20 protein-coding genes are annotated in these 22,883 nt (G+C 62.2%); 14 read left to right on the forward strand and 6 right to left on the reverse strand.

Annotation, left to right across the window (positions count from 1 at the left end):
• Nucleotides 1-13 precede the first annotated feature (13 nt).
• The 4 genes from V6767_RS11055 to V6767_RS11070 all read left to right on the forward strand — a co-directional run bounded on the left by V6767_RS11055 (nucleotide 14) and on the right by V6767_RS11070 (nucleotide 4,134).
• Nucleotides 14-691 carry a DUF1028 domain-containing protein gene (locus V6767_RS11055; protein ID WP_448473546.1) on the forward strand — a complete coding sequence of 226 codons (678 nt, stop codon included), beginning with the start codon at nucleotides 14-16 and terminating at the stop codon, nucleotides 689-691.
• A 105-nt stretch (nucleotides 692-796) separates the two neighbouring features.
• Nucleotides 797-1,726, forward strand: a complete 930-nt coding sequence (locus V6767_RS11060; RefSeq protein WP_448473547.1) for a LysR substrate-binding domain-containing protein — start codon at nucleotides 797-799, stop codon at nucleotides 1,724-1,726.
• Nucleotides 1,727-1,754: 28 nt separating this feature from the next.
• Complete coding sequence (gene argE, locus V6767_RS11065) at nucleotides 1,755-2,852, forward strand: acetylornithine deacetylase (RefSeq protein ID WP_448473548.1); 1,098 nt, start codon at nucleotides 1,755-1,757, stop codon at nucleotides 2,850-2,852.
• 151 nt (nucleotides 2,853-3,003) lie between these two features.
• On the forward strand, nucleotides 3,004-4,134 hold the full coding sequence (locus tag V6767_RS11070) for an aromatic ring-hydroxylating oxygenase subunit alpha (protein WP_448473549.1): 1,131 nt from the start codon (nucleotides 3,004-3,006) through the stop codon (nucleotides 4,132-4,134).
• Nucleotides 4,135-4,315: 181 nt separating this feature from the next.
• On the opposite strand, the gene V6767_RS11075 is transcribed toward V6767_RS11070, so the two are convergent.
• A complete protein-coding gene (locus V6767_RS11075; RefSeq protein ID WP_448473550.1) occupies nucleotides 4,316-4,735 on the reverse strand; it encodes a PRC-barrel domain-containing protein in 420 nt (139 codons plus the stop codon).
• A gap of 637 nt (nucleotides 4,736-5,372) precedes the next feature.
• Here V6767_RS11075 and V6767_RS11080 point away from each other — a divergent pair.
• From V6767_RS11080 to V6767_RS11105, 6 genes are all read left to right on the forward strand, one after another.
• On the forward strand, nucleotides 5,373-6,086 hold the full coding sequence (locus V6767_RS11080; protein WP_448473551.1) for a FadR/GntR family transcriptional regulator: 714 nt from the start codon (nucleotides 5,373-5,375) through the stop codon (nucleotides 6,084-6,086).
• Nucleotides 6,083-7,252, forward strand: a complete 1,170-nt coding sequence (locus V6767_RS11085; RefSeq protein ID WP_448473552.1) for a PLP-dependent transferase — start codon at nucleotides 6,083-6,085, stop codon at nucleotides 7,250-7,252. The genes V6767_RS11080 and V6767_RS11085 overlap by 4 nt, the downstream gene beginning before the upstream one ends.
• Nucleotides 7,253-7,291: 39 nt before the next feature.
• Nucleotides 7,292-8,545: an ABC transporter substrate-binding protein gene (locus V6767_RS11090; protein ID WP_448473553.1), complete on the forward strand. Its 1,254-nt coding sequence runs from the start codon at nucleotides 7,292-7,294 to the stop codon at nucleotides 8,543-8,545.
• 72 nt (nucleotides 8,546-8,617) lie between these two features.
• The gene (locus V6767_RS11095; protein WP_448473554.1) at nucleotides 8,618-9,541 is read left to right on the forward strand and encodes a carbohydrate ABC transporter permease; all 924 of its coding nucleotides are present in this window, start codon (nucleotides 8,618-8,620) and stop codon (nucleotides 9,539-9,541) included.
• A 4-nt stretch (nucleotides 9,542-9,545) separates the two neighbouring features.
• The gene (locus V6767_RS11100; protein ID WP_448473555.1) at nucleotides 9,546-10,379 is read left to right on the forward strand and encodes a carbohydrate ABC transporter permease; all 834 of its coding nucleotides are present in this window, start codon (nucleotides 9,546-9,548) and stop codon (nucleotides 10,377-10,379) included.
• Nucleotides 10,380-10,392: 13 nt separating this feature from the next.
• Nucleotides 10,393-11,460: an ABC transporter ATP-binding protein gene (locus V6767_RS11105; protein ID WP_448473556.1), complete on the forward strand. Its 1,068-nt coding sequence runs from the start codon at nucleotides 10,393-10,395 to the stop codon at nucleotides 11,458-11,460.
• Nucleotides 11,461-11,568: 108 nt separating this feature from the next.
• Here the strand turns inward: V6767_RS11105 and V6767_RS11110 are convergent, their stop codons facing one another.
• On the reverse strand, nucleotides 11,569-12,690 hold the full coding sequence (locus tag V6767_RS11110; protein WP_448473557.1) for a Gfo/Idh/MocA family protein: 1,122 nt from the start codon (nucleotides 12,688-12,690) through the stop codon (nucleotides 11,569-11,571).
• A 179-nt stretch (nucleotides 12,691-12,869) separates the two neighbouring features.
• Between V6767_RS11110 and V6767_RS11115 the strand changes: the two genes are divergently transcribed.
• Entirely contained in the window at nucleotides 12,870-13,808 is a 939-nt protein-coding gene (locus tag V6767_RS11115; RefSeq protein ID WP_448473558.1) for an alpha/beta hydrolase, read from the forward strand.
• Between the two features lie 20 nt (nucleotides 13,809-13,828).
• Here V6767_RS11115 and V6767_RS11120 read toward each other — a convergent pair whose 3' ends face one another.
• From V6767_RS11120 to V6767_RS11135, 4 genes are read right to left on the reverse strand one after another with little or no spacing between them, the layout of a single operon-like run.
• Nucleotides 13,829-15,340 carry a tripartite tricarboxylate transporter permease gene (locus V6767_RS11120; RefSeq protein ID WP_448473559.1) on the reverse strand — a complete coding sequence of 504 codons (1,512 nt, stop codon included), beginning with the start codon at nucleotides 15,338-15,340 and terminating at the stop codon, nucleotides 13,829-13,831.
• Between the two features lie 3 nt (nucleotides 15,341-15,343).
• The gene (locus V6767_RS11125; protein WP_448473560.1) at nucleotides 15,344-15,844 is read right to left on the reverse strand and encodes a tripartite tricarboxylate transporter TctB family protein; all 501 of its coding nucleotides are present in this window, start codon (nucleotides 15,842-15,844) and stop codon (nucleotides 15,344-15,346) included.
• Nucleotides 15,845-15,876: 32 nt separating this feature from the next.
• Entirely contained in the window at nucleotides 15,877-16,863 is a 987-nt protein-coding gene (locus tag V6767_RS11130; protein WP_448473561.1) for a Bug family tripartite tricarboxylate transporter substrate binding protein, read from the reverse strand.
• A 28-nt stretch (nucleotides 16,864-16,891) separates the two neighbouring features.
• A complete protein-coding gene (locus V6767_RS11135) occupies nucleotides 16,892-18,484 on the reverse strand; it encodes a sulfatase (RefSeq protein WP_448473562.1) in 1,593 nt (530 codons plus the stop codon).
• Between the two features lie 97 nt (nucleotides 18,485-18,581).
• On the opposite strand from V6767_RS11135, the gene V6767_RS11140 reads away from it, so the two are divergent.
• The 3 genes from V6767_RS11140 to V6767_RS11150 all read left to right on the forward strand — a co-directional run bounded on the left by V6767_RS11140 (nucleotide 18,582) and on the right by V6767_RS11150 (nucleotide 22,836).
• Nucleotides 18,582-19,487, forward strand: coding sequence for a LysR family transcriptional regulator (locus V6767_RS11140; protein WP_448473563.1), 906 nt, complete (start codon nucleotides 18,582-18,584; stop codon nucleotides 19,485-19,487).
• Nucleotides 19,488-19,941: 454 nt separating this feature from the next.
• Entirely contained in the window at nucleotides 19,942-21,270 is a 1,329-nt protein-coding gene (locus V6767_RS11145; protein ID WP_448473564.1) for an META domain-containing protein, read from the forward strand.
• 117 nt (nucleotides 21,271-21,387) lie between these two features.
• Nucleotides 21,388-22,836, forward strand: coding sequence for an amidohydrolase family protein (locus tag V6767_RS11150; protein WP_448473565.1), 1,449 nt, complete (start codon nucleotides 21,388-21,390; stop codon nucleotides 22,834-22,836).
• Nucleotides 22,837-22,883: the final 47 nt, after the last annotated feature.

A 22,883-nucleotide genomic window follows, 5' to 3' on the forward strand; every position in this document is an offset into this window, starting at 1 on the left:
CAAAGGCCCGGACATGACCTTCTCAATCGTTGCCCGCTGTCGCGACACCGGACAGTTCGGCGTCGTCATTTCATCGTCTTCCCCGGCGGTTGCCGCGCGCTGCATGTTCGCCGAGGCCGGCGTCGGTGCGGTCTCGACCCAGAATGTCACCAACCCGGCGCTCGGGCCCCTCATGCTTGCCGCGATGAAGAACGGCGCCGGCGCCGAAGAGGCCGTGGCTTCCGCCCGCGATACCGACGGCTTTCCGGCTTACCGCCAGCTTCTGGCGATCGACGGCAAGGGCGAAAGCGCCATCCATTCAGGCCCCAAGGCGCTCGGGATCTGGACCAGCGCGTCCGGAACCGATTGCGCGGCCGGCGGCAATCTGCTGGCCAATGACCGGGTGCCCGAAGCCATGGTTTCCGCCTTCGAAACGGCCGCCGGCACGCTTGCCGACCGGCTGGTCGCCGCGATGCAGGCGGGCCTTGCCGCGGGCGGCGAGGCCGGGCCCGTCCATTCCGCCGGCCTTCTGGTGGTCGACCGGCAGAGCTGGCCCTATATCGAGCTTCGCATCGACTGGCTGGACGCGGATTGCCCGATCGCGGCCCTGGCCCGCGCCCTTGAAATCTACAAGCCCCAGGCGGACGACTATGTCACCCGCGCCCTCAACCCCGAGGCCGCGCCCTCCTACGGCGTGCCGGGCGACGAATGACGGAACCCGGTCGGCCGTCCCATGCTCGATTGCTCCCCCGCAAAAGCCCCTTATACTGGCTCATCGGTTGACAGGCCCGGGGCTTTTGAAGGATAGAGGAACAGGGTGCCGCTTCGTATCACCTTCAGACAGCTGGAATATTTCGTCGCGGTCTGTGACTGCGGCTCGATTGCGCATGCCGCGCAGAAGATCAATGTTTCCTCGCCCTCCATATCCGCGGCCATCGCCCAGCTTGAGGCGGAGTTCGGCCTCAAGCTTTTCGTCCGCCGCCATGCCCATGGCCTTTCCCTGTCGCAGACCGGCGAACTTTTCCTCAACGCCGCGCGCGAGACGCTGGAAAAGGCCAATGCGCTCAACCAGCTGGCGGCCGATGTGGCGGGGACGGTGCGCGGCAATCTCAGGGTCGGCTGTCTCCTGACCTTTGCGCAGATCGTGCTGCCGCGCCTGCGCCGCAGCTTTGTCGATCTGTTCCCCGAGGTCGCGTTCAGCCAGTTCGAGCGGGACCAGTCCGAGCTTTTCAACGAACTGCGCGCCGCAAGGCTCGATATCGCGCTCACCTACGATCTCAACATTCCGGCGGATCTGAACTTCGTGCCGCTGGTCGAACTGCCGCCTTTTGCGCTGTTCAGCGAGGCCCACCCCCTGGCCGAGCGCCCCTATGTCTCGCCGATGGACCTTGCGCGCTATCCGATGATCCTGCTCGACCTGCCTATGAGCACCGATTATTTCCTATCGATCTTCTCGTCGCTGGGCATCCGTCCGGAAATCGCGGAGCGGACCCGGGATATGGCGGTGATGCGCTCGCTGGTGGCCAATAATTTCGGATATTCGGTCGCCAATATCCGCCCCTTGTCCAATCTCGCGCCCGACGGCCAGAAGCTTCGTTTCGTGCCGCTGTCGGGTTCGGTGCGGCCGCTCAACATGGGGCTGCTGATGTCGGAGGGGGCGGCAAACGCCCGCACTGTTTCGACTTTCATCGAACACGCGAAGACTTTCATCCAGAACGACGACACCTTCCATTTCGCCGGAAGCTAGGACGCGCCCACAGTCAGAGAAGCCCGCCATGCCGGACAGAATAAAGCCGCTGCTCGAACAGCTCATCGCCTTCCCGACGATTGCCGGCACGCCCAATATTGATCTTATCCACTGGGTGAAAGACCTGCTGGACGCCGCAGGATTTGCCGTGACCGTCATTCCCGCGCAGGACGGGACCAAGGCCGGCCTGCTCGCCCGGTTCGGCGATGGCGATGGCGGGACACTGTTTTCCGCCCATACCGATGTCGTTCCGGTCGACGGGCAGAACTGGACGGAAGAGCCGTTTCGGCTCACCGAACGCACTGGACGCTATATCGGCCGCGGGACGACCGACATGAAGGGCTTTATTGCCTGCGTGCTGGCACTGGCCGAAACATTGCGGGAAACGCCGCCGCCAAGGCCCGTTCTGATCTGCCTGAGCTGGGATGAGGAACTCGGCTGTCGCGGCATTCCGGAAATGATCGACAGGGTTGTGCCGGTTCTGGGCCGGCCGGATCTCTGCATCGTCGGCGAGCCGACCCTGATGCGCCCCGTTCTGGGCCACAAGGGCAAGGCCAGCTACCGCGCCGAATTCAACGGCACGCCCGGCCATTCCGCGATGGCGCCCTATTTCACCAATGCGCTTCATGGCGCCGCCGAATTCATCCTCGCGCTGAGAAGCCTGCAGGAAGAACTGGCGCTGGATGGCGCGCGCGATCAGGCCTTCGACCCGCCTTTTTCCACCGTCCATGCCGGTATCGCCCGCGGCGGCGTGGCGCTCAACATCGTGCCGGATCATGCCGAGGTTCTGTTCGAAATCCGCCATCTGGCATCCGAAACGCCGGAGGCCATTCTCTCCCGCATCGTGTTTCCCGAAGGGGCGCGGATCACCTGCACGGGACAGTATCCCGGTCTCTCGGCCCTGGCGGACGATCCCACGGTCGCGCGGTTTGCCAACGCTCTGCCCGATCCGACGCCGGCGACCGTCGCGTTCGGGACCGAGGCTGGATACTTTGCCGAACGCGGCATCCCGACCGTCGTCTGCGGGCCAGGCACGATGAAGGACGGCCACCAGCCCGATGAATCGATCGCCATCGATCAGCTCGCGCGCTACCACGCCCTGATCCGCGACTGGGTCTTTTGCTGACGGCTTCGCCTTTGCTTAATTGCAACTAAGCGATTTCTTTCTTTCTCTGTTCCCCGCCGCGCGCCATTCTGCGGTCAATATGCCTTGGGCAGGGCCGCGTTGGAAGCCGCGACGCAGCATGAAGGCCGGGCGTCGCGAGAAGGAGAGTGGAATGACGAAGCATGTGGACGCGGTGCGCGAGCTTGCGGAGAATGTGGCGACCCCGTTCGAGAACGCCCAGGCCATGCCGGTCTCGGCCTATACCAGCGAGGATTTTCTAGCACTCGAGCAGTCCGAGATCTTCTCCAAAAGCTGGCTTTGCGCCGGACGGGCCGATGCCCTGAAAAAGCCCGGCGACTACATGACGATCGAGATCGCGGGCGAGCCGATCATCGTCTTGCGCGACCGGGAAGGGGACTTGCGGGCGCTCTCGAATGTCTGCCGCCACCGCATGTCGGTGCTGCTGGAAGGCCGCGGCAACGTCCGCGCGATCACCTGTCCCTATCACGCCTGGACCTACTCGCTCGATGGCAGCCTGCGCGGCGCGCCGGCGATGGAGAAGAACGGCAGCTTCTGCAAGAAGGATGTCAGCCTGCCGGCGATCCGCTGCGAAGAATGGCTGGGCTGGATCATGGTCACGCTCGACCCCGACCTGCCCTCCGTCGCGGAAACGCTGTCCGACCTCGACACGCTGGTCGGCTATCTGAACATGGGCGACTATGTCCAGACTTTCAGCGAGGAGCATCGCTGGAACACCAACTGGAAGATCCTCGCCGAGAATTTCATGGAGAGCTATCACCTGCCGATGTGTCACGCCGGCACGATCGGCGGCGCTTCGAAGCTCCAGGACATGGTCTGCCCGGAAGGGTTTCCCGGCTTCAACTACCATCACATCCTCAAGGATGACTCCGTGCCGCTGGCGCTGGCGCATCCTGCCAACACGGTGCTTCAGGGCGACCAGCGCCGCCGCACCTGGCTGCTCGCGATCTACCCCTCGCTGATGATCACGCTGACGCCCGGCTATTTCTGGTATCTGTCATTGCTGCCCGACGGCCCGGGCGGCGTGAAGATCCTCTATGGCGGCGGCCTGTCTCCGGACTATATGAACGATCCGAAGGCGGAGGAGCACTTCGCTGCCCTGAAAGGCCTGCTCGACCACGTCAACGACGAAGATCGCGGCTGCACCGAGCGCGTCTGGAAGGGCCTTCAGAGCAAGTTCGCCAAACCCGGCGCGTTGTCCCATCTCGAACGCCCCAACTACGAATTCGCCACCTGGATTTCGCAGAAGGTGTCGGGGACGTAGACCGCGCCTGGTAACCTGGCATCGGGCCTGCCTGAAGTCTCAAGATCGAGAGCCTTCGGGAAGAAGCATGACCGTGTACAATCTCGCGACGATCGTGCTCGGTGGTGGCTTCAGACAAAAACCCCCGCCGGTTTGCACCACCGGGGGACAAGGCTTCGGGCAAACTCAGACTCTGGAAAAGTCAGTCCCACCATCCTTCGTCAACGCTTTCCATCTCTTCCAGCTGTTCTTCGGATAGACGCGTGACATAGGAATAGCTTTTGTCGTCAACAGCGACGAGCTTCACGTCTTCCACTGGCAGCATCACATGTTTGTCGCCAATATCGAGAAAGCCACCAACTTCGGCAACGATGCCGATCATCTTACCTTCGCGGTTGAGGATCACATCCTCAATTTCACCGATATCGTTCCAGCCTGCATCGGCTTCGGTGTAGTAGGTGTCGACACCCCAAGAACCTTCGTCATAAGCCTCATTCATTGTGTAGATGTTGCCGCCGGTGATGTCGCGGGTCCGGATCAGGTTGGAATAGTCGGTCATCTGAGCCAGGGCCGGCGCCGAGATCAGGGCAGCTGCGGCGGTGGTTAGAAGAAGGTTTTTCATGGATTTCCTCCGAATTAATTTTCAAATCTATGGCACTGCACGAGCATTGCGTCCTGCATCTGCCATTGCGGATTCAATTCGACGACCCAGGGTCTTGTTCCGGTTTTTCTTAAAATAGATCGACCATTCGGCCGAAAGCCGCTGTTCACGCTCGCGCCACGGACAGGGATGACACAAAGCATCGGGACATGAGATTGAAACGCTTGCGCGGAAATAGCGAGGGGCCACAGGGACACAATCCAATCGGCCACTTCAATGCGGCATACCCACAGCACTTTCAAAAAGTCACGAGTGTCAGACGAATGGCAAGGATGAGAGCGCATTTTTTGAACCGGCTGAAATGAAGCCCTAGCAAGGAGACTTCGTGCCTATCGGCTTCGCCCGATGCCCTCGTGAAACATCGCCCGCCGCGTGCCCGACAATCTGAAAAGCAATCGTGATGCGCATAGCCCCTTGACAGGACGCCCAGTTTGCTTTGCTATGATGTCAGACCAATTTATAAGAAAATAATCAGGGGAACGCCGGAAGGCTTCTTGAGAAAACCGGTCTGAAACGGGACTGATCCCGTCTGGTGCCGCACAGGGCCTTGCCCGTGCGGGAACGGTTTCTCACGCCTTACCGGCAGCATGGCTGACGCATGAACGATGAAAAGCCCGCCATCATGCCGCTTGCACCGGTAAGCCGCGTGCGACAGGTCGCCGACGCACTGGTGGACTATGTGTCGCGCTCCGGCTTGAAGCCAGGCGACCGTATCCCGGCCGAACGCGAACTGATGGCGGCGCTTGGCGTCGGGCGCTCGACGATCCGCGAGGTGATCCGCCACTTTCAATCGCTCGGCGTGATGGAGACCCGCAAGGGCAGCGGTACCTTTCTGCTCAAGCCGATCTCGTCGGCCACCATCCACATGCCGTTGTCTCTGGATGCGGTCAATCTCCGTGACGCTTTGCTGCAGACGCTGGAAGTGCGCCGCGGCATCGAGGCGGAGGCCGCCATGGCCGCAGCGCGGCGCCGCACCGCCGCGGACCTGAAGATCATCGAAGAAAGGCTCGACGCGATGGAGCGCGTGCACTTGTCCAAGGGCACGTCCGGGCCGGAAGACCTTGAACTGCATCTGGCGATCTACGACGCCACGCATAATCCTTTGTTCCGCCAGCTTCTGGAGCAGATGCGCGAGGCGTTCGAGAAATTCTGGACCAAGCCTTTCGACCGTCCGGATTTCGCCCGCCGCTCCTTTCCCTATCACCGCACTTTGTTCGACGCCATCGCCGCCCAGGATACCGAGGCCGCGCGGCGGGAAACACTGAAGATCCTCGACGTCGTCGAGGAAGACATCAAGGAAATGTCCAAATGAATGACGGCCTCTCCCAAGCCGAAGAAATCGCGCTGATCGGCGCACATGACGAGGGCCACGCCTTCGCCGCCGTCGTGCCGCCGATCGTGCAGACGTCGCTTTTCACCTTTGGGAACTACGACGAGATGCTCGACACCTATGCCGGCCGGAAGGAGCGTTTCGTCTATTCGCGCGCCGCGAACCCGACGGTCAGGGTGTTCGAGGAGATGCTGGCGCGCATGGAAAAGGCGGAGGACGCGGTGGGCTTTGCCAGCGGGATGGCGGCGATTTCGGCGGCGATCATCACTTTCGTCGCGCCGGGAGACCGGATCGTTGCCGTGCGCAACGTCTATCCCGACGCCTACCGGCTGTTCGGCACCATCCTGAAGCGAATGAAGATCGAGGTCGAGTATGTAGACGGACTGGACCTTGAAGCGGTCGATGCGGCGCTGTCCGGCGCGAAGCTGTTTTATATGGAAAGCCCGACGAGCTGGGAAATGGAGGCCCACGACGTCGGCGCGCTGGCGGCGCTTGCCAAAAAACATGGCGCGATCTCGGTGATCGACAATTCTTGGGCGAGCCCCGTTTTCCAGCAGCCGCTCACGCTTGGCGTCGATCTCGTTCTCCATTCGGCCTCGAAATATATCTCCGGCCACAGCGATGTCGTCGCCGGCGTCGTCGCCGGATCTAAGGAGATGATCGGCCGGTTGCGCGGGGAGGCGCTGTCCTATCTCGGCGGCAAGCTCGCCCCCTTCGAGGCCTGGCTTCTGACGCGCGGACTGAGAACGCTTGCTATCCGGATGAAGGCGCATGAGGCTTCCGCGCTTGAAATCGGCAGGCGGCTTGCCGCCCGCGACGATGTCACCAAGGTCTGCCATCCGGGTCTGAAAAACCGGCTTCCGCCCGGGCTTTCCGGAACGTCGGGCCTGTTTTCCTTCCACCTTTCCGAACGCATCGACATCAAGGCCTTCTGCGACCGGCTCTCGCTGTTCAAGCTCGGCGTCAGCTGGGGCGGTCATGAAAGCCTGATCGTGCCCGGAGAGGTGGTTCTTGCGCAAAAGGCCCAGCCGAATTCGGCCCGAGCTTTCGGCCTCGATCCGCGCTCCGTGCGCATTCATGTCGGGCTGGAGGGCACGGAAGCGCTCTGGCGCGATCTCGAGGCGGCCTTCGAGGCCGCCAAAACCTGAGACTTCACCGCATAGACGCAAAAAGCAAGGGGAATGGAAATGAAGAAACTGCTTACAGCCACATGCCTTTCGGCGCTCATGGCGTCTGCCGCCCATGCCGAAACGCTCACCCTGGTCGAGGTCATCACCAGTCCGGCCAGAACCGAGACCCTGGAATCGATCGTCGCAAATTTCGAGGAAGCCAACCCTGGCACCGATGTCGAAATCATTTCGCTGCCCTGGGGCGAGGCCTTCCAGAAATTCGCCACCATGGTTTCCGCCGGCAATATTCCCGATGTGGTCGAAATGCCGGATTCCTGGGTTTCGCTCTATGCCAATAACGGCATGCTGGAAAGCCTCGAACCCTATCTCGCCGAGTGGGAATATACCGATGACCTGACGGACCGGGCGCTGGAGCTCGGACGCGAGGTTGACGGCACGGCCTACATGCTGCCCTACGGCTTTTATCTGCGCGCCATGTTCTACAACAAGAACCTGCTGGAAGCCGCCGGCGTCTCCGAGCCGCCGACCACGCTTGCCGAATTCACGGAAGCCTCGGCGAAAATCTCCGAACTGGACGGCAAATACGGCTATTGCCTGCGCGGCGGCGCCGGCGGGCTGAATGGCTGGCTGATGTATGGCGCCGACATGGCCGGGTCCAACGTGTTCTTCGAGGAAGACGGCACCTCCACGGCCAATCAGGAAGGCTGGGTCGAGGGCTTCCAGTGGCTGATCGACCTCTACCAGAATGGCTACGCGCCGAAGGATTCGGTCAACTGGGGCTTTAACGAGATCGTCGCCGGCTTCTATTCCGGCACCTGCGCCTTCCTCGATCAGGATCCCGATGCGCTGATCGCCATTGCCGAGCACATGGACGAGAGCGATTACGGCGTGACGACCATGCCGAAGGGGCCGTCCGGAAAGACCTTCCCGACCATCGGCTATGCCGGCTGGTCGATGATGTCGGCCTCCGAGAACAAGGACCTCGCCTGGAAGCTGATCGCCACGCTCGAGGGCCCGGAAGGCAATATCGCCTGGAACAAGCGCACCGGCGCGCTTCCCGCCCAGTCGGCGGCCGAGGAGGACCCCTTCTATGACAGCCCACAGTTTGCCGGCTGGTTCGAGGAGCTGAACGACCCGGATGCCGTACCGACCGTGATGCCGACCTATCTCGAGGAATTCGGCTTCTTCAAGGATTCGCTGTCCATCTCGACCTCGCAGCAGGCCCTGCTCGGCGAAATCACCGCGCAGGAAATGGCCGATGAGTGGGCCGACTATCTGACCAAGGCGCAGAAGAAGCACCTCGCCAGATAACGTATCCGTGCGGCCGGCTGCGGGAGACCGCTGCCGGCCGGCGCCTTTCTTCGATCATTCAAAGGACAGACGATGACCGACGCGGTGGACAACCGTGCCAGGAAACCACTGGCGAAGCGGGCAAGCGCGTTTCTCGAGCCCTATCTCTACAGCGCGCCGGCACTCTTTCTGATCGCCGCCGTTATCCTCGTTCCGCTTGTCGTGGGCATTTCCTATGCCTTCCGCGATATCCAGCTTCTCAATCCGTTTTCCGGCGGCTTCATCGGGCTGGATCATTTTCAAACGCTTGCGGGGGACAAGGCCTTTCGCCGCGCGCTCGGCAACACGCTCTGGTGGACCGGCGCATCCGTTTTCCTGCAGTTTGTCCTTGGTCTCATCCTGGCGCTCCTGCTCGACAAGCCGTTTTACGGACGCGGACTGGTTCAGGCGCTGGTCTTTCTGCCCTGGGCCGTGCCGACCTTTCTCGCCGGCCTCAATTGGGCCTGGCTCTTCAACCCGGTCATCGGTCCGCTGCCGCACTGGTTTCACGCGCTGGGCCTGATGGCGGAGCCGGAGAACATCCTCTCCGATCCCGCCCTTGCCATGTGGGGGCCGATCGCCGCCAATGTCTGGTGGGGCATCCCCTTTTTCGCGATCACCATGCTGGCGGCGCTTCAGTCGATCCCGCGCGACCTCTACGAAGCGGCGGCCATTGACGGCGCCGGCCCGGTGCAGCGGTTCTTATCGATCACCCTGCCGTTTCTGGCGCCGACCATGGCGATCACCATCCTGCTGCGCACCGTCTGGATCGCCAATTTCGCCGATCTGATCGTGGTGATGACATCCGGCGGGCCGGCCAACCGGACGCAGATCGTCGCGAGCTACATCTTCACCCAGGCCTTCCGCAAGCTCGATTTCGGCTATGCCTCGGCGATCGCGCTCGTGCTGCTGGTGCTGCTGCTGATCTACGCGCTGCTCATTATCCTCCTGCGCCAGACATTGCTGAACAAGGGCTGAGACAATGCAACCGAAAAAAATAGCCCTCACGGCAGCTCACCGCCTCGCAATCCTCGCCTATGTCGCCTTTGCGCTGTTTCCGCTCTACTGGCTGTTGAAAGTGGCGGTAACGCCCAACAGGCTGCTCTACAGCGAAGGGGTCCGGATGTGGCCATCGCGCATGACGTTCGAACATTTCGACTTCGTGCTGCGCCATTCCGATTTCCCGCTGTTCTTCAGAAACAGCGTCATCGTTTCCGGCTCCACCGCCATCGCCGTCACCATCGTTGCCTCGCTCGCCGGCTATGCGCTGTCGCGCTTTGCCTTCAAGACCAAATACTGGATCGTGGCGTTGTTGCTGATCACCCAGATGTTTCCGCTGGTCATGCTGGTGGCGCCGATCTTCAAGCTTCTGTCGCCGCTCGGGCTGACCGACACTCTGGCGGGCCTGATCATCGTCTATACCGCCTTCAACGTGCCCTTCGCCACCTTCCTGATGCAATCCTTCTTTGACGGCATTCCGAAGGATCTCGAGGAAGCGGCGATGATCGACGGCGCGACCCGGTTCAAGGCGTTTCGCCAGATCATCCTGCCGCTCACCCTGCCGGGCATCGCCGCCACGCTCGGTTTCGTCTTCACCGCGGCCTGGAGCGAGCTTCTGTTTGCCCTGATGCTGATTTCGGGCAACAGCGCGGCGACCTTTCCGGTCGGCCTCCTCACCTTCGTGTCCAAGTTCTCCGTCGACTTCGGTCAGATGATGGCCGCCGGCGTTCTCGCCCTCATTCCCGCCTGCATCTTTTTCCTGGCGATCCAGCGCTATCTCGTCAAAGGCCTGACTGCGGGCGCCGTCAAAGGCTGAAAGGACTTCCAAAATGGCTTCCATCGATATTTCGGACGTGCGCAAGAGCTACGGCAGGACCCCGGTGCTTCACGGTGTCGACCTCAACATCGAGGATGGCGAATTCGTCGTTCTTGTCGGCCCTTCCGGTTGTGGTAAATCGACGCTGTTGCGCATGATTGCCGGGCTCGAGGAGATCACCGACGGCGATATCGCCATTGCCGGCAGGCGGGTCAACGATCTGGCGCCCAAGGATCGCGATATCGCGATGGTGTTCCAGTCCTACGCGCTTTACCCGCATATGAGCGTCGCCGACAATATGAGCTACAGCCTGCGCCTGCGCAGAACGCCGCGCGAAACCATCAAATCCGTGGTCGGCAGGGCCGCGACGATCCTCGGCCTCGATCCGCTGCTCGAACGCCGCCCGCGCGCGCTGTCCGGCGGCCAGCGCCAGCGCGTCGCCATGGGGCGCGCCATCGTGCGCGAGCCGAAGGCGTTCCTGTTTGACGAGCCGCTGTCAAACCTTGACGCGCGCCTGCGCGAGCAGATGCGCGCCGAAATCAAGCAGCTTCACAAGAATATCGGCGCCACCTCGATCTACGTGACCCATGACCAGATCGAGGCGATGACGCTTGCCGACCGGATCGTCGCCATGAATGGCGGCGTCGTCCAGCAGGTGGGAAGCCCGCTCGATCTCTACGATCGTCCCGTCAACCGCTTTGTCGCGGGCTTCATCGGCTCGCCGGGCATGAACTTCCTTGAGGGTCAACTGAGACTGAAGGAGAACGGGCCGGTGCTGGCGCTTGATCGCGGCGTCGAGGTTGCGCTCCCGGTGCGCCCCGGCATGGAGGATGGCAGCGCCATGACGCTTGGCATCCGCCCGGAACATGTCGCCCGTTCGGCCGAAAGCGCTGCCGTCACCGCCGAAACCCAACTTATTGAGCCAACCGGCTTTGGTATTATCGTGCATCTCAATGTCGGCGGCCAGGACCTCAAGATGTTCACCCAGGATCGGGCCGCGCTTCGGTTCGAAGGCGAGATCACGGTGTCGCTCCCTCCAGACCATCTCCACTTTTTCAACGACGCCGGCGATCGCGTTTAGGGCCCTTCAGGGACAAGAACCAAAGCCGGTTGAAAAGAAAACCAGTCTTTTCTGTCTTCTTTTTTGTAGCTCCCGCTGGAGCCTGCCGGCGATAGTCGCGTATTGCCGTCAATCATAGCCGATATCGATCCAGCCGCGCTTTTCATGCGCTTCGGCCATGGCGTGGACCGCGCGTTCGATTTCGACGCCTTTCTCGAAGTCGATCACATGGGCGGGTTCTTCGGCCATCGCGGCAATCAAGTGGCGGCACTCGATCACCTTGAGATCGTTGAAGCCGAGGCCGTGACCGGGGGCGGGAATGAACTGGCCATAGGGCGGGTGCGCCGGCCCGGCGAGAATGCGGGCGTAACCGGCCTCCTCGGCCGGGCCGCCGGCGCGGTAGAGCTCCACCTCGTTCATGCGCTCCTGATCATAGGTGATCGATCCGGCCGAGCCGAAAATCTGGATCGCGATCCGGCCCTTGCGGCCCCAGGCGGCGCGGTTGGCCATCAGCACGCCGGAAGCACCGTTTTCCATGCGAAACAGCACGCTGGCGATATCATGGGTTTCCACCGCGCGCTTCCCGCCATTCTTCAGCGGGCGTTCGGCATAGGGCCTGGCCATGTCCGTGGTGACGCTTGCCAGCCGGCCGAACAGCATCCGGATCAGCGACAGCGGATGCACGGCGAAATCGTCCAGCGCGCCATAGCCGGAACTCGCCTCGCTCTTCCAGTAGAAGAACTGGTCCGGATCGGCCATGAAGTCCTCATCCATCTCGAGCCGGATGTGATTGACCGCGCCGATCGCCCCCTGCTCCAGGAAGCGCGCAATCTGGCGGATCATCGGGTTCTGGATATAGTTATAGCCAAGCACGGCAGCGCGGCCCGCGACCCGGGCGGCGTCACGCATCTTCAGCGCATCCTCGAACTTGGGCGCCATCGGCTTCTCGCACCAGACGTGCTTGCCGCTCTCCAGCGCCGCAATCGCCATATCCGGATGAAAGGCATTCGGCGCGGCGATCGAGATCACATCAACGTCGGGGTCGGCGACAAGATCACGCCACTCGCCTGTCGCCTTCTCGAAGCCGAAGGCCCGCGCCTTCTCGCGCGCGAGGTCCCGATCGACCTCGGCCAAATGGACGAGCCGCACCGGCGGGCAATCGCCGAATGTCGGGCCAACGGCGTTCCACGCCAGAGCATGGCATTTGCCCATATACCCGGTTCCGATCAGGCCAATACCAATAGATGACATGTGCGAGCCTCCCGCGCCTCCGGGGCGCATTGCAGATTATGTGTCAAACGATCCCGGACCAGAGGATAATTGTTTTGTTTCATTTAGTCCAAGTGATAGAATAAAAATTACACGAGCATCCGTCCGATAGGCCGGAACAGAAGCTGGGTCCGCCCCAGCCGATCTTTGAGGAGGAGCCGATGATTGATCCTGAGCTTGAACCGTTCCTGGAACTCTGGCGCGAAAAATGGTCCGCTCTGAAGGCCGGTGCGACGCCGGCCGAGCGGCGCAAGCGCTTCGAGGCGATAACCCATGCCATGCGCCTGCCGACGCCTACCGAGGTTGATACCGCCGGCGAGCACTGGGTCGAAACCGACGCAGGACCTGTCAGGGTGCGGATATTCCGCCACACCTGCGGCGGCGTGCAGCCCTGCCTGATCTTCATGCATGGCGGCGGCTTTGCGCAGGGCAGTCCGGAAAGCCATTGGGACATTGCCGCACGCATTGCCGCCTGGAACCGCCAGACGGTGGTGAGCATCGACTATGCGCTTGCCCCGGAAGAACCGTTTCCCGCCGCGATTAACCAGTGCACGGCGGTCGCCCGCTGGACTCACGCCAATGCGGAAATGTTTGGCATCGACAGGAACCGGATCGCGGTTGGCGGCGACAGCGCCGGCGGCAATCTGGCTGCGACGATGGCGCTCGACCTGCGCGGCAGCGAGGTGCCGTTCACGGCCCAGCTTCTGATCTATCCGGCCTGCGACTTCGACACCTCCCGCCCGTCCTATCTTGAAAACCCCAACGGACCGATGATCCGCATGGATGGCGCGGTCGAGGCGATGTATTGCCCGAATGTCGAAGACCGCCGCTCGCCGCGCTATGCGCCGCTTCTGGCAGAAAGTCATGCCGGCCTGCCGCCCGCCTATATCGCGGTTGCCGAGCACGACCCGCTGCGCGACAGCGGCCGCGCCTATGCCCAGGCGCTGCGCGAGGCCGGCGTCGCGGTGACGCTGGATGAGGGAACGGGACTGATCCATGGTTATCTGCGCGCGCTCGAGTTCTGTGAGGCCAGCCGCCGGTCACTGGTATCCATGGCGGCATGGCTCGACGGGATCAACAAGGGTGAGGTTTCAGCGTAGCAGGCGCGAAGCGCCGGAGATCAGCCTGAGGGCGTTACGGCGCTGTTGCGACGGCGGCGTTGACGCATCGTCCAGTAGATCGCGCCCGCGATCAGCGCGATATTGACGGCCACCAGCACGGCGGAGACCGGCCGGTCGAGGAATATCCAGTAGCCCTCGCGCGAGATCAGGAGCGCGCGCCTGAGGTTGTTTTCCAGAAGCGGCCCGAGAATGACGCCGATCACCAGCGGCGCCAGCGGATAGCCGGCATTGCGCAGGAGAAGGCCCAGAATGCCGAAGCCCATCATCACCCACAGGTCGAACACCGAGCTCTGCAGGGCGAATGTGCCGATGGCGCAGAGCAGCAGTACGATCGGAATCAGATAGCTCTTCTTGAGCCTCAACACCCAGACGAAGGCGGGCGTTGCCAGAATGCCGACGATGAGCAGCGAAATGTTGGAAAACAGGTAGACAAGGAACATGCCGCCGACAATCTCCGGCCGCTGCTCGAACAGCGCCGGGCCCGGAAAGAAGCCAAGAATCAGCATCGCCCCGATCAGCACGGCGGAAGACGCCTCGCCGGGAATGCCGAGCGCCATGGTCGGCACCATCGCGCCGCCGACCGTAGCGTTGTTGGCGCTTTCTGTGGCGACTATGCCGCCCTCCGCGCCTTCTCCATAGCCGTCTTCCGGTTTGGAAACGGCCTTGGCGACGGCATAGGAGGCGAAGGTCGAAATCGTGCCGCCAACGCCGGGAAGCGCGCCGAATGCCGCGCCGATGGTGGAGGAGCGGAGCAGGTTCTTCCAGTGCCGGAGCGTGATCAGGAGGGTTCTGAAACCGGGCCGCACGATCTTGACGTCGGATTTTGCATTCAGGTCATTCCCCTGAACCTGATGGGCCATTTCGGAGATCGCGAAAATGCCGACGACGATCGCGACGATGTGAAAGCCGTTCAGCATCTCGAAACTTCCGAAGGTAAAGCGGAAGCCGGTCGAAAACTCATCAGTGCCGATGGTTGCGATCAGGAGGCCGAGACAGCCGGTCATCAGGCCTTTCAGTAGCGAGCCATCGGAAACGACCGCGATCGCGATCAGCCCCGTCAGCGCCAGCATCGCATATTCCGGCGGCGAGAAGTTCGAGGCGAAGTCCGCCAGCACCGGCGCCGCCAGGATCAGCACCAAGCCGCCGAACAGGCCGCCGAGCGCGGAAGCGGAGATGGCGATGCCGATGGCATCGGCCGCGCGCCCCTTCTGGGCCAGCGGATAGCCGTCGAACAGCGTGGCCGCGGCAAGCGGCGTCCCGGGAATGCGCAACAGGATCGCCGAGATCGATCCGCCGCAGGAACCACCGACGCCGATGGCGATGAGAAAGCCCATGGCGGCCACCGGCGGCATGTCGACCGCAAAAGGCAGCATCAGCACGATGCCCATCAGCGGCCCAAGTCCCGGCAGCGCGCCGACGATGAGGCCGAAAATGACGCCAAGCGTCGTCAGCGTGAGGGTGAGCGGAGTGAGAAACTGGTCAAGGCCAGCGGCAAGCGACTGCGCGAGCATGGATCACCAAGCAATGTTCAGGTGCAGGAGGCCGCCCGGCAGCACGATCTTGAGCCAGGCTTCGAATATATAGGAAAAACCCAGCGAGATCAGCACCGCGGGCGCCACGATCGCGAGCGGGCGCCTGATGCCGCAAAGCAGCATCAGCGCCGCCAGCATGATCGGCGTGGCGATGTGGTAGCCGACAATGCCAAGCGCCGCGAGATAGGCCGCGAATATCAGGACGAGCGAGGCCGGCCGGGCAAGCTGGCCGAGCGGCACGGCGTCCTCGCTTGCCGCCTGCGCCCTGCGCGCCCGCAAGATTTGCAGCAGCGCCTGTATCGCGGTCAAAAGGGCAAGAACGGCGGCGACCGTCTTGGGGTAGGCCGCCGCGTTGTCATAGGGCCCGCCCGAGGCGATGCCCTGCTCTGCCATGCTGGTTGCGGCCTGCTGATAGACCAGGCCGATAACGGCGAGGAAAAGGGCAACCGCAAGCCATTCGACATGCTTCTTACCAATGCTCATGATTGCCTCTCTTCCTTTCCGACTTCAGCATGTCAGTACTTGGCAAGCTGCTCTTCTTCCCATTTGAGCGCATTGCCCATCGCCTCGAACTGGCCTGCGACCGGGCCGACGATCTCGTCATACTGGTCATAGTCCCATTCCAGGAAGGCAAAGCCGAGGGCGTTGGCCTTTTCCTGCACTGCGGGGCTTTCGATCGCCGCCTTCATGGCCTTGCGCAGGATTTCGAGCCGGTCCGGTGGCGTATCCTTGTGCACCAGCCACCAATTCCAGCCCATGGGGCCAAGCCCGCTCAGGCCGAGATCGACATCGAGCTCGGCGATCGACGGCGCGCCGCCGAAGGCCTCGGCGCTGGCCGGCAGTTCCGACAGCACGAGCTGGATCGTGTAGTCGTCGCCATTCTGCTGGTAATCGCCGACATTGATGAAACCGAAATCGAGAACGCCGTTCTTGAGGTCGGACATGGCATCGCCATTGGCGGTGTAGGGAATGTTCTGAGCCACGCAGTCATAGCTCTGCAGCACCTTGGCGATGACCATATGGGGCAGGTTGTTGCGCGATCCGGTGGTGTAGCGAAGCTCCGCCGGGTGTTCGGCGCAATAGCTCATCATTTCCTCGAAATTCGCCCAGCGGTCGTTGTCCGCCGCCGTGCCAATCGCAAACGCGTTGGAGAGGGCGGCGTGCAGCGGCACGAAGTCGGCATAGGTCCAGTCGGCCTTGCCCAGCACCGGCTGCAATACCAGCGGCGCGACATAGCCGTCGAGGATGGTATAACCGTCGGCCGGCTTGTTCATCGCGATCTGGAAGGCTTTAGTGCCGGCGGCCCCCGGCGTCGAGATGACCGGGATCGAGACGCCGAGCTCCTCCGACATCGCTTCCGCCAGGATCTGACTGGCGGACATCGCGTTGCCTGGCCCCCAGGGGAAGATCAGTTCGACCGTGCGTTTGGGAAAGTCGTCCGCTCCAGCGGCAAGCGGCATGGCGGCGATTGCGGCCAGTGTGATTGCTATCGTTGTTTTCATTTGCTCCTCCTTTGATATTTTTCGCCGCTCAACCGAGGGCGTCAATGCTTTCCGCCGGCGTTCGATCGCGGGCCAGCCCGTAATGGGCGTAAAGCTCCTCCGGGGCGTCATGTGCCATGAAGTGCTCGATGATGGCGGCATTCATGCGGGCTTCGATCTCCGGGGCCTCCAGCGGCGTTGTCTGCCCGGGATCGGCGGCGAGATCGTAGAGCACGTTTCCGCTCTGCCAGTTTGCCAGAATGTCCATGCCGGATTCGCCGAGCTTTCTGGAAAGCCTGACCCGCAGCAACGGCGCGTTTCTGGTGAAGTCGAAGGCATCGACCAGTTCGGCGGTGGCAAGGTCGCCGACAGAGAACATGTCTTCGAGATGACTGGGCATCAGGGTATAAAGCGGCAGCGCCGCCGGATCGTCGGTCTCGGGGAACCTGAAATAGGTGTACCGCCCGTCGGTCGCGCAGACCGGGCCGCCGAACATGCCGAGGATTGCTGTCTTCCGCCCCGACGGGCGTTCTTCCAGCAGCGGCAGCAGCGAATGCGCGCGCACTTCGGCAGGTGTGGCCACGCCATGCAGGTCCAGGATCGTCGGCATCAGGTCGGTGGTCTGGGTCAGTTCCGCGATGCGCGCGCCGTCGCTTTCGGGGTGATCGGGATGCCAGATCATCAGCGGGATATGCGAGATCTCCTCGTAATACGGCATCCGGTTCTTGGCCCACCATTCATGCTCGCCCAAAAGGTAGCCATGATCGGTAGTCAGAATCAGCGTGGTATCCTTCCAGGCGTCATTGGCGTCCATCCAGTCGAGCAGCCGGCCGAAATAGTCGTCGCACATGGCGACCAGCGCGGCATAATTGGCGCGGATTTCGGCGATTTCCTCTGCGGAATTGGTGCACTTTTCATAAAGCGGCCAGTCCAGCACGGGACCGTCATAGCCGGTCGCGAACATTGCCTTGAATCGTTCGGGCGCATCGAACGGCTCATGCGGATCGAAGCATTCGAGCTGCAGGAACCAGTCGTCGCTGTCCCGGTTGCGATCAAGGAAATCGAAGGCTTTAGAAAAGCATTTCGCCGTCGGATAGTCCGCCTCGTCCCACGGTTCGAGCTTGTTGATGGCATGGCGGGAACGCTTCCAGACATCCTTCGCCAGCGTCCCGCGCGTGGCCGTGCGGCCTTCCGCCAGCGTTTCGGTCGGATAGTGCCGCGCGTCGAATTTTTTGCGAATTTGCGCGACTGGCGGCACGGCAAGCACTGTGGTCTGGTCATATTCCTGACCGCGGATGAAATCCCAGCTGTCGAAGGCCTGGGCATAGCCGCAACCGCCGTTTTCAAAATAGTGCAGATGGTCCGTGATCAGGTGCGTATAGACGCCGGCCGCGCTCAGGTGTTGCGTAAAGGCATTGTCGAATGGTTCGAGCGGCCCCCAGGGACGATGGGTGAAATTAAGACGCCCCGTCTGCATATCGCGCCGCGCGGGCATGCAGGGAAGCGAGCCGGCGTAATGGGTATCGAATGTGGCCGCGCGGGCGGCGAACCGGTCGAAGTTCGGCGTCGGGATCGCGGTGCCGCCATAAGCGCCGAGCGCCGTTCGATTCAGGGAATCGAAAAGTACTAAAATCGTCCGCAAACAGTCCTCCCTTGTCTCGGAAGACGAACTTGTCGGATCGCAGACTTTCTGTAAAATCGATTTTTAGGACCCTGACGATAGAAAAATGGAATAGCTCATGGACAGGAACCTCACTGCCTTTCTTGCGATCGCGGCGGAAGCCAATCTGTCCGACGCAGCCGAAAAGATCGGCCTGACCCAACCCTCGCTGACCAAGCGTCTGGCAAATCTCGAGGAGGAACTCGGCGGCAAGCTGTTCGAGCGCCATCGCCGCGGGATGCGCCTGACGGCGGCCGGGCGTCACTTCCTGGCCCGCGCCGAGCGGATCGAGCAGGAATACCGACAGGCGCGCGAGGAAATCCGGGCGCTCGCCGGCACCGGGCTTGAAACCCTGAGGGTCGGCGCGGGGCCGCTGTTTCACCTGCGCTATGCCGCGCCGCTGTTTGCCCGGCTGCGCAACAGGTACCCGTCCCTGACCTTCGAGTTGGTCGCGGACCAGAATGCGGTGACGCTGCCGATGCTGCGAGACGGCCGTCTCGATGTCGTGCTTGGCGCGATCGAACCGTCGGAGCCCGATGCCCTGATCACCGCCATACCGGTGGCCGAGATCGAGCTTGCCGTGATCATGGCGGCGGATGATCCAATGGCGGCACTGCCCGTGCTCGGGCCCCGCGAACTCGCCGGCTTTTCCTGGGTGGCCTATAGCGGCGCGACCGACAATGTGCCCTTGCTGCGGCGTTATTGCGCCGAGCAGCGGCTGAAGCCGCCGCGCATCATCGCCCACTCGACCTCTTTTGCCGCTGCCCTGGACCTGACGCGCGCGCTGGGCGCCAAACTGATGGCGCCGCTGCAGCTTGCCGATCATGTCGAAATCGGCGGGCTCGTCATCCGCCCGACAAACCCGCCGATCAGCCGGCTTTCCACCGGCGCCTATGTGCGCCTCAGTTCCCTTGGCATTCCTGTTGTCCGGCAGTTGCTGGAAGACTTGAAGGCCGTGACAGGCATGAACGGCAAGGATGGCTGATAAGGCCCTAGCATAACCGGCTACACGCTGGTTGTCGATCTGACGCCGCTTCTGGCGCAAACCTTGATCGTGCTGGTCGATTGCGTACCCCATCCCCGCGGCCGCCTTCCACTCTCGATCGTACTTGTCATGACCGTGCTGAGCTTTGGCGAGAACATCGAGCGCGAAGCCTACCTCCTCTGGCCCGCGCTGATAATGCATGGAAAATGCGAAAAAGCTCCAACCGGGAGGCTGAGCCAAACAATGCTATCGTTCAAACTTAGGCGCCCCGGAAGTTTGACATTGAGCTTGTTGATCCATTCTGTTGCGGTCGATTCAATGATTTTGAAATCGCGCGAGTGTCGGCAAACAATGACCTTCGTCGCGACGTGGCGATCGCGGTCACCCGTGCCCTATCACACCAATTACATCCCGGGCTGTTCCGGTGATTTACAAATGATATGCTGCAGTAACCGTGCCGCGCGCCCGCAACAATCGCCGTCGTCCTCATCGGGGCGTGCCGATGGTCCGGCGTCGGGCCGGCAGGCCGCCCATTCGTGAAGACGACAAAGGAGAAACCTTGACCCGCACCGTCCTGACACTTCTGGCAAGCCTTCTTGCAGCAACAACCGCACATTCCGAAGATATGCGCGCCATTTCCGGCGCGGCTGTGATGCGTGAACGCATGGCGCTGCCCGACGACGCCGAACTTGTCGTCGAGGCCAGAGGTTTCCAGAATGCTCTGCTGGCGACGCACACTGATCAGGCGAGCGGTCGGCAGATGCCGTGGCCGTTCGAACTGACGATCCCGCAGGGCATCGAGGCAAATCTTGCAGCTGCCATCCGGATCGACGGCGCCAACCGCTTTGTGAGCGAACCGGTCATGATCGCGGCGGGAGACAACGATGTCGATATCGGAGACATTATGCTGACGTCGTTCACGCCCGCGGCCTTCAGCAGCACCTTCACGTGCGGCGATACCCGCCTGGAGGTTGCGTTTCAGGGCGAAGAAGCGGTGCTTCACACCGATGAGAGAATTCACCACCTCGCTCCCGCAGTGTCTGCGGATGGCGCGAAATACCAATCGGAGGACGGCCGAACTGTCTTCTGGAGCAAGGGCGAAAATGCGCATGTGACGCTCGATGGCCAGAATTTGCCGGACTGCATCCTCGTACCGGCCGGAGCCGAAAAGCCGTGGTCGGCGCAGGGCAATGAACCGGGCTGGCGCGCCGTCATGGCAGTTGACCGATTTATGCTGAATATGAACTACGGCGAAGACCGGCTGGACCTTCGCCTGCCGGAGCCGGAGATCGTCGACCAGGCCTATCTTTACCGTTTCGACCAATACGCCCTCCACTTCAGTGTGCGCGCCGGCCTTTGTCAGGACGACATGAGCGGCCGGCTGTTTCCACAGACCGTTGCGCTGGAAACGGCAACCGGGACGCTCAAGGGCTGCGGCGGCGACACGCTCGACCTGCTCACCGGGGCACAATGGACCGTCGGCGAGATCGATGGCGAGCCGTTTGCAGGCGCCGACCGCCCTTCCTTCGCGGTCAGCAATGAGGGCCAGATCTTCGGGACCACCGGGTGCAACCGCTTCACGGGAGCCTTCTCGATCAATGGCGAGGGCGGCATCGCGATCGGCCCGCTGGCAACCACGCGGATGGCCTGCGACAATGCCCTGATGAAACAGGAACAGGCCTTCCTGCAGGCGTTGGATGCGAGCGAAGCCTTCAGCTTCGGCCCGGACGCCGCGCTGCTGTTGACCATGAGCGGCGAAACGCTCATCAAGGCGAGCCGCTGAAACGCCTTCGCCCTGAACGCACCGTCGGCGTGTGCCGTTTCGGGATCGCCGCCTTGCAATCGCGGCGATCTTCCCAAACAATTGTTCCCAAAATCGTCAAAGCACCGGGAGGAAGAAATGCGCGCCGGCTCCAAATACCAGCACCTTGTCCACCATGCAGGCTGCCCGTGCCATACGCCGGAGGTGATCCGGCTGAACGAGCGGCTGATGCAGGGCGTCAACCGGCGCTCGGTGCTGAAGTCCATCCTCGGGGCGGCTGCGGCCAGTGCGCTCGCCTCCGCCCCGGCCTTCGCGCAGGACGGTGAACGGGCGATCCTGTTTTCGAATGTCCGGGTGTTCGATGGCCTTTCCAATGCGCTGATCGAAGGGCGCAACGTGCTCGTGCGCGGCAATCGCATCGAAGCCTTCGTCCCCGTCAGCGAGGATATCGCCAATGTCGACGTCATCGATTGCGGCAATCGGGTGCTGATTCCGGGCCTGATCGATTCGCACTGGCACTCCCTGCTCTGCGCCATTCCGATGCAGACCGCCATGGCCGCACAGGTGCCCTATGTCCATCTGGTGGCAGCGAACGAATCGGAGAAGACGCTGATGCGCGGCTTCACCACGGTGCGCGATGTCGGCGGGCCGTCCTTTGCCCTGAAGCGCGCGATTGACGGCGGCAAGGCGGTGGGGCCGCGCATCTATCCATCCGGGGCGATGATCTCCCAGACGTCCGGCCATGGCGATTTCCGGATGGAATACGAGATCCCTGCCTCCGACCAGAGCAATCTCAGCCATGCCGAGGAGGCCGGCATTTCCTCGATCGCCAACGGCGTGCCGCAGGTCCTGAACCGCGTGCGCGAGCAGTTGCTGTTGGGCGCGAGCCAGATCAAGATCATGACCGGCGGCGGCGTGTCCTCGCTTTACGACCCCGTTCCGAGCCTGCAGTTCACGCCGGATGAAATCCGCGCCGCGGTGCAGGCGGCGACCGACTGGGGCACCTATGTCTGCACCCATGTCTATACCGCAAAGGGCATTCGCCGCTCGATCGACAACGGCGTCCAGTGCATCGAGCACGGCCAGCTTGCCGATGAGGAGACGGTGCGCATGATGCTCGACAAGGGCATCTGGTGGAGCATCCAGCCCTTCCTCGGCGGCGAATTCGCCAATCCGATGAGCACCGACAAGCAGCGCGGCGAGCAGCAGATGATCGCCGAGGGCACGAGGCGCTGCTTCGAATGGGCGCAGAAGTTCAATTTCGAGCGCATGGTGTGGGGCACGGACATCCTGTTCAATCCGGCCAAGACCGAAACGCAAGGGGCTCAGCTTGCAAGACTGTCGGAATGGTTCTCGCCGGCAGAGGTGCTGAAGCTCGCGACCAGCCGCAGCGGCGAACTACTGGCGCTGTCGGGCGAACGCAACCCCTATGACGGCCGGCTCGGCGTGATCGAGAAGGGCGCTTTCGCGGACATGCTGCTTGTGGATGGCAATCCGCTCGAAAATATCGCTCTGGTTGCAAATCCGGACAATTTCGCGGTAATCATGAAGGACGGCCGCATTTTCAAGAACAGCCTGCGTGGCTAGACAATTGGGGGCATATTTGAAGTCCGTTTTATTTGCCGTGTCGGCAT

Source organism: Martelella sp. FLE1502 (genome assembly GCF_053484255.1).

Coding starts and splice junctions, on each gene's coding strand:
- V6767_RS11055 (WP_448473546.1), top strand. CDS start 14: ATGACCTTCTCAATCGTTGCCCGCTGTCGCGACACCGGACAGTTCGGC.
- V6767_RS11150 (WP_448473565.1), top strand. CDS start 21,388: ATGCGCGCCGGCTCCAAATACCAGCACCTTGTCCACCATGCAGGCTGC.
- V6767_RS11125 (WP_448473560.1), bottom strand. CDS start 15,844: ATGAGCATTGGTAAGAAGCATGTCGAATGGCTTGCGGTTGCCCTTTTC.
- V6767_RS11080 (WP_448473551.1), top strand. CDS start 5,373: ATGAACGATGAAAAGCCCGCCATCATGCCGCTTGCACCGGTAAGCCGC.
- V6767_RS11075 (WP_448473550.1), bottom strand. CDS start 4,735: ATGAAAAACCTTCTTCTAACCACCGCCGCAGCTGCCCTGATCTCGGCG.
- V6767_RS11120 (WP_448473559.1), bottom strand. CDS start 15,340: ATGCTCGCGCAGTCGCTTGCCGCTGGCCTTGACCAGTTTCTCACTCCG.
- V6767_RS11130 (WP_448473561.1), bottom strand. CDS start 16,863: ATGAAAACAACGATAGCAATCACACTGGCCGCAATCGCCGCCATGCCG.
- V6767_RS11105 (WP_448473556.1), top strand. CDS start 10,393: ATGGCTTCCATCGATATTTCGGACGTGCGCAAGAGCTACGGCAGGACC.
- V6767_RS11110 (WP_448473557.1), bottom strand. CDS start 12,690: ATGTCATCTATTGGTATTGGCCTGATCGGAACCGGGTATATGGGCAAA.
- V6767_RS11070 (WP_448473549.1), top strand. CDS start 3,004: ATGACGAAGCATGTGGACGCGGTGCGCGAGCTTGCGGAGAATGTGGCG.
- V6767_RS11085 (WP_448473552.1), top strand. CDS start 6,083: ATGAATGACGGCCTCTCCCAAGCCGAAGAAATCGCGCTGATCGGCGCA.
- argE (WP_448473548.1), top strand. CDS start 1,755: ATGCCGGACAGAATAAAGCCGCTGCTCGAACAGCTCATCGCCTTCCCG.
- V6767_RS11140 (WP_448473563.1), top strand. CDS start 18,582: ATGGACAGGAACCTCACTGCCTTTCTTGCGATCGCGGCGGAAGCCAAT.
- V6767_RS11115 (WP_448473558.1), top strand. CDS start 12,870: ATGATTGATCCTGAGCTTGAACCGTTCCTGGAACTCTGGCGCGAAAAA.
- V6767_RS11090 (WP_448473553.1), top strand. CDS start 7,292: ATGAAGAAACTGCTTACAGCCACATGCCTTTCGGCGCTCATGGCGTCT.
- V6767_RS11100 (WP_448473555.1), top strand. CDS start 9,546: ATGCAACCGAAAAAAATAGCCCTCACGGCAGCTCACCGCCTCGCAATC.
- V6767_RS11095 (WP_448473554.1), top strand. CDS start 8,618: ATGACCGACGCGGTGGACAACCGTGCCAGGAAACCACTGGCGAAGCGG.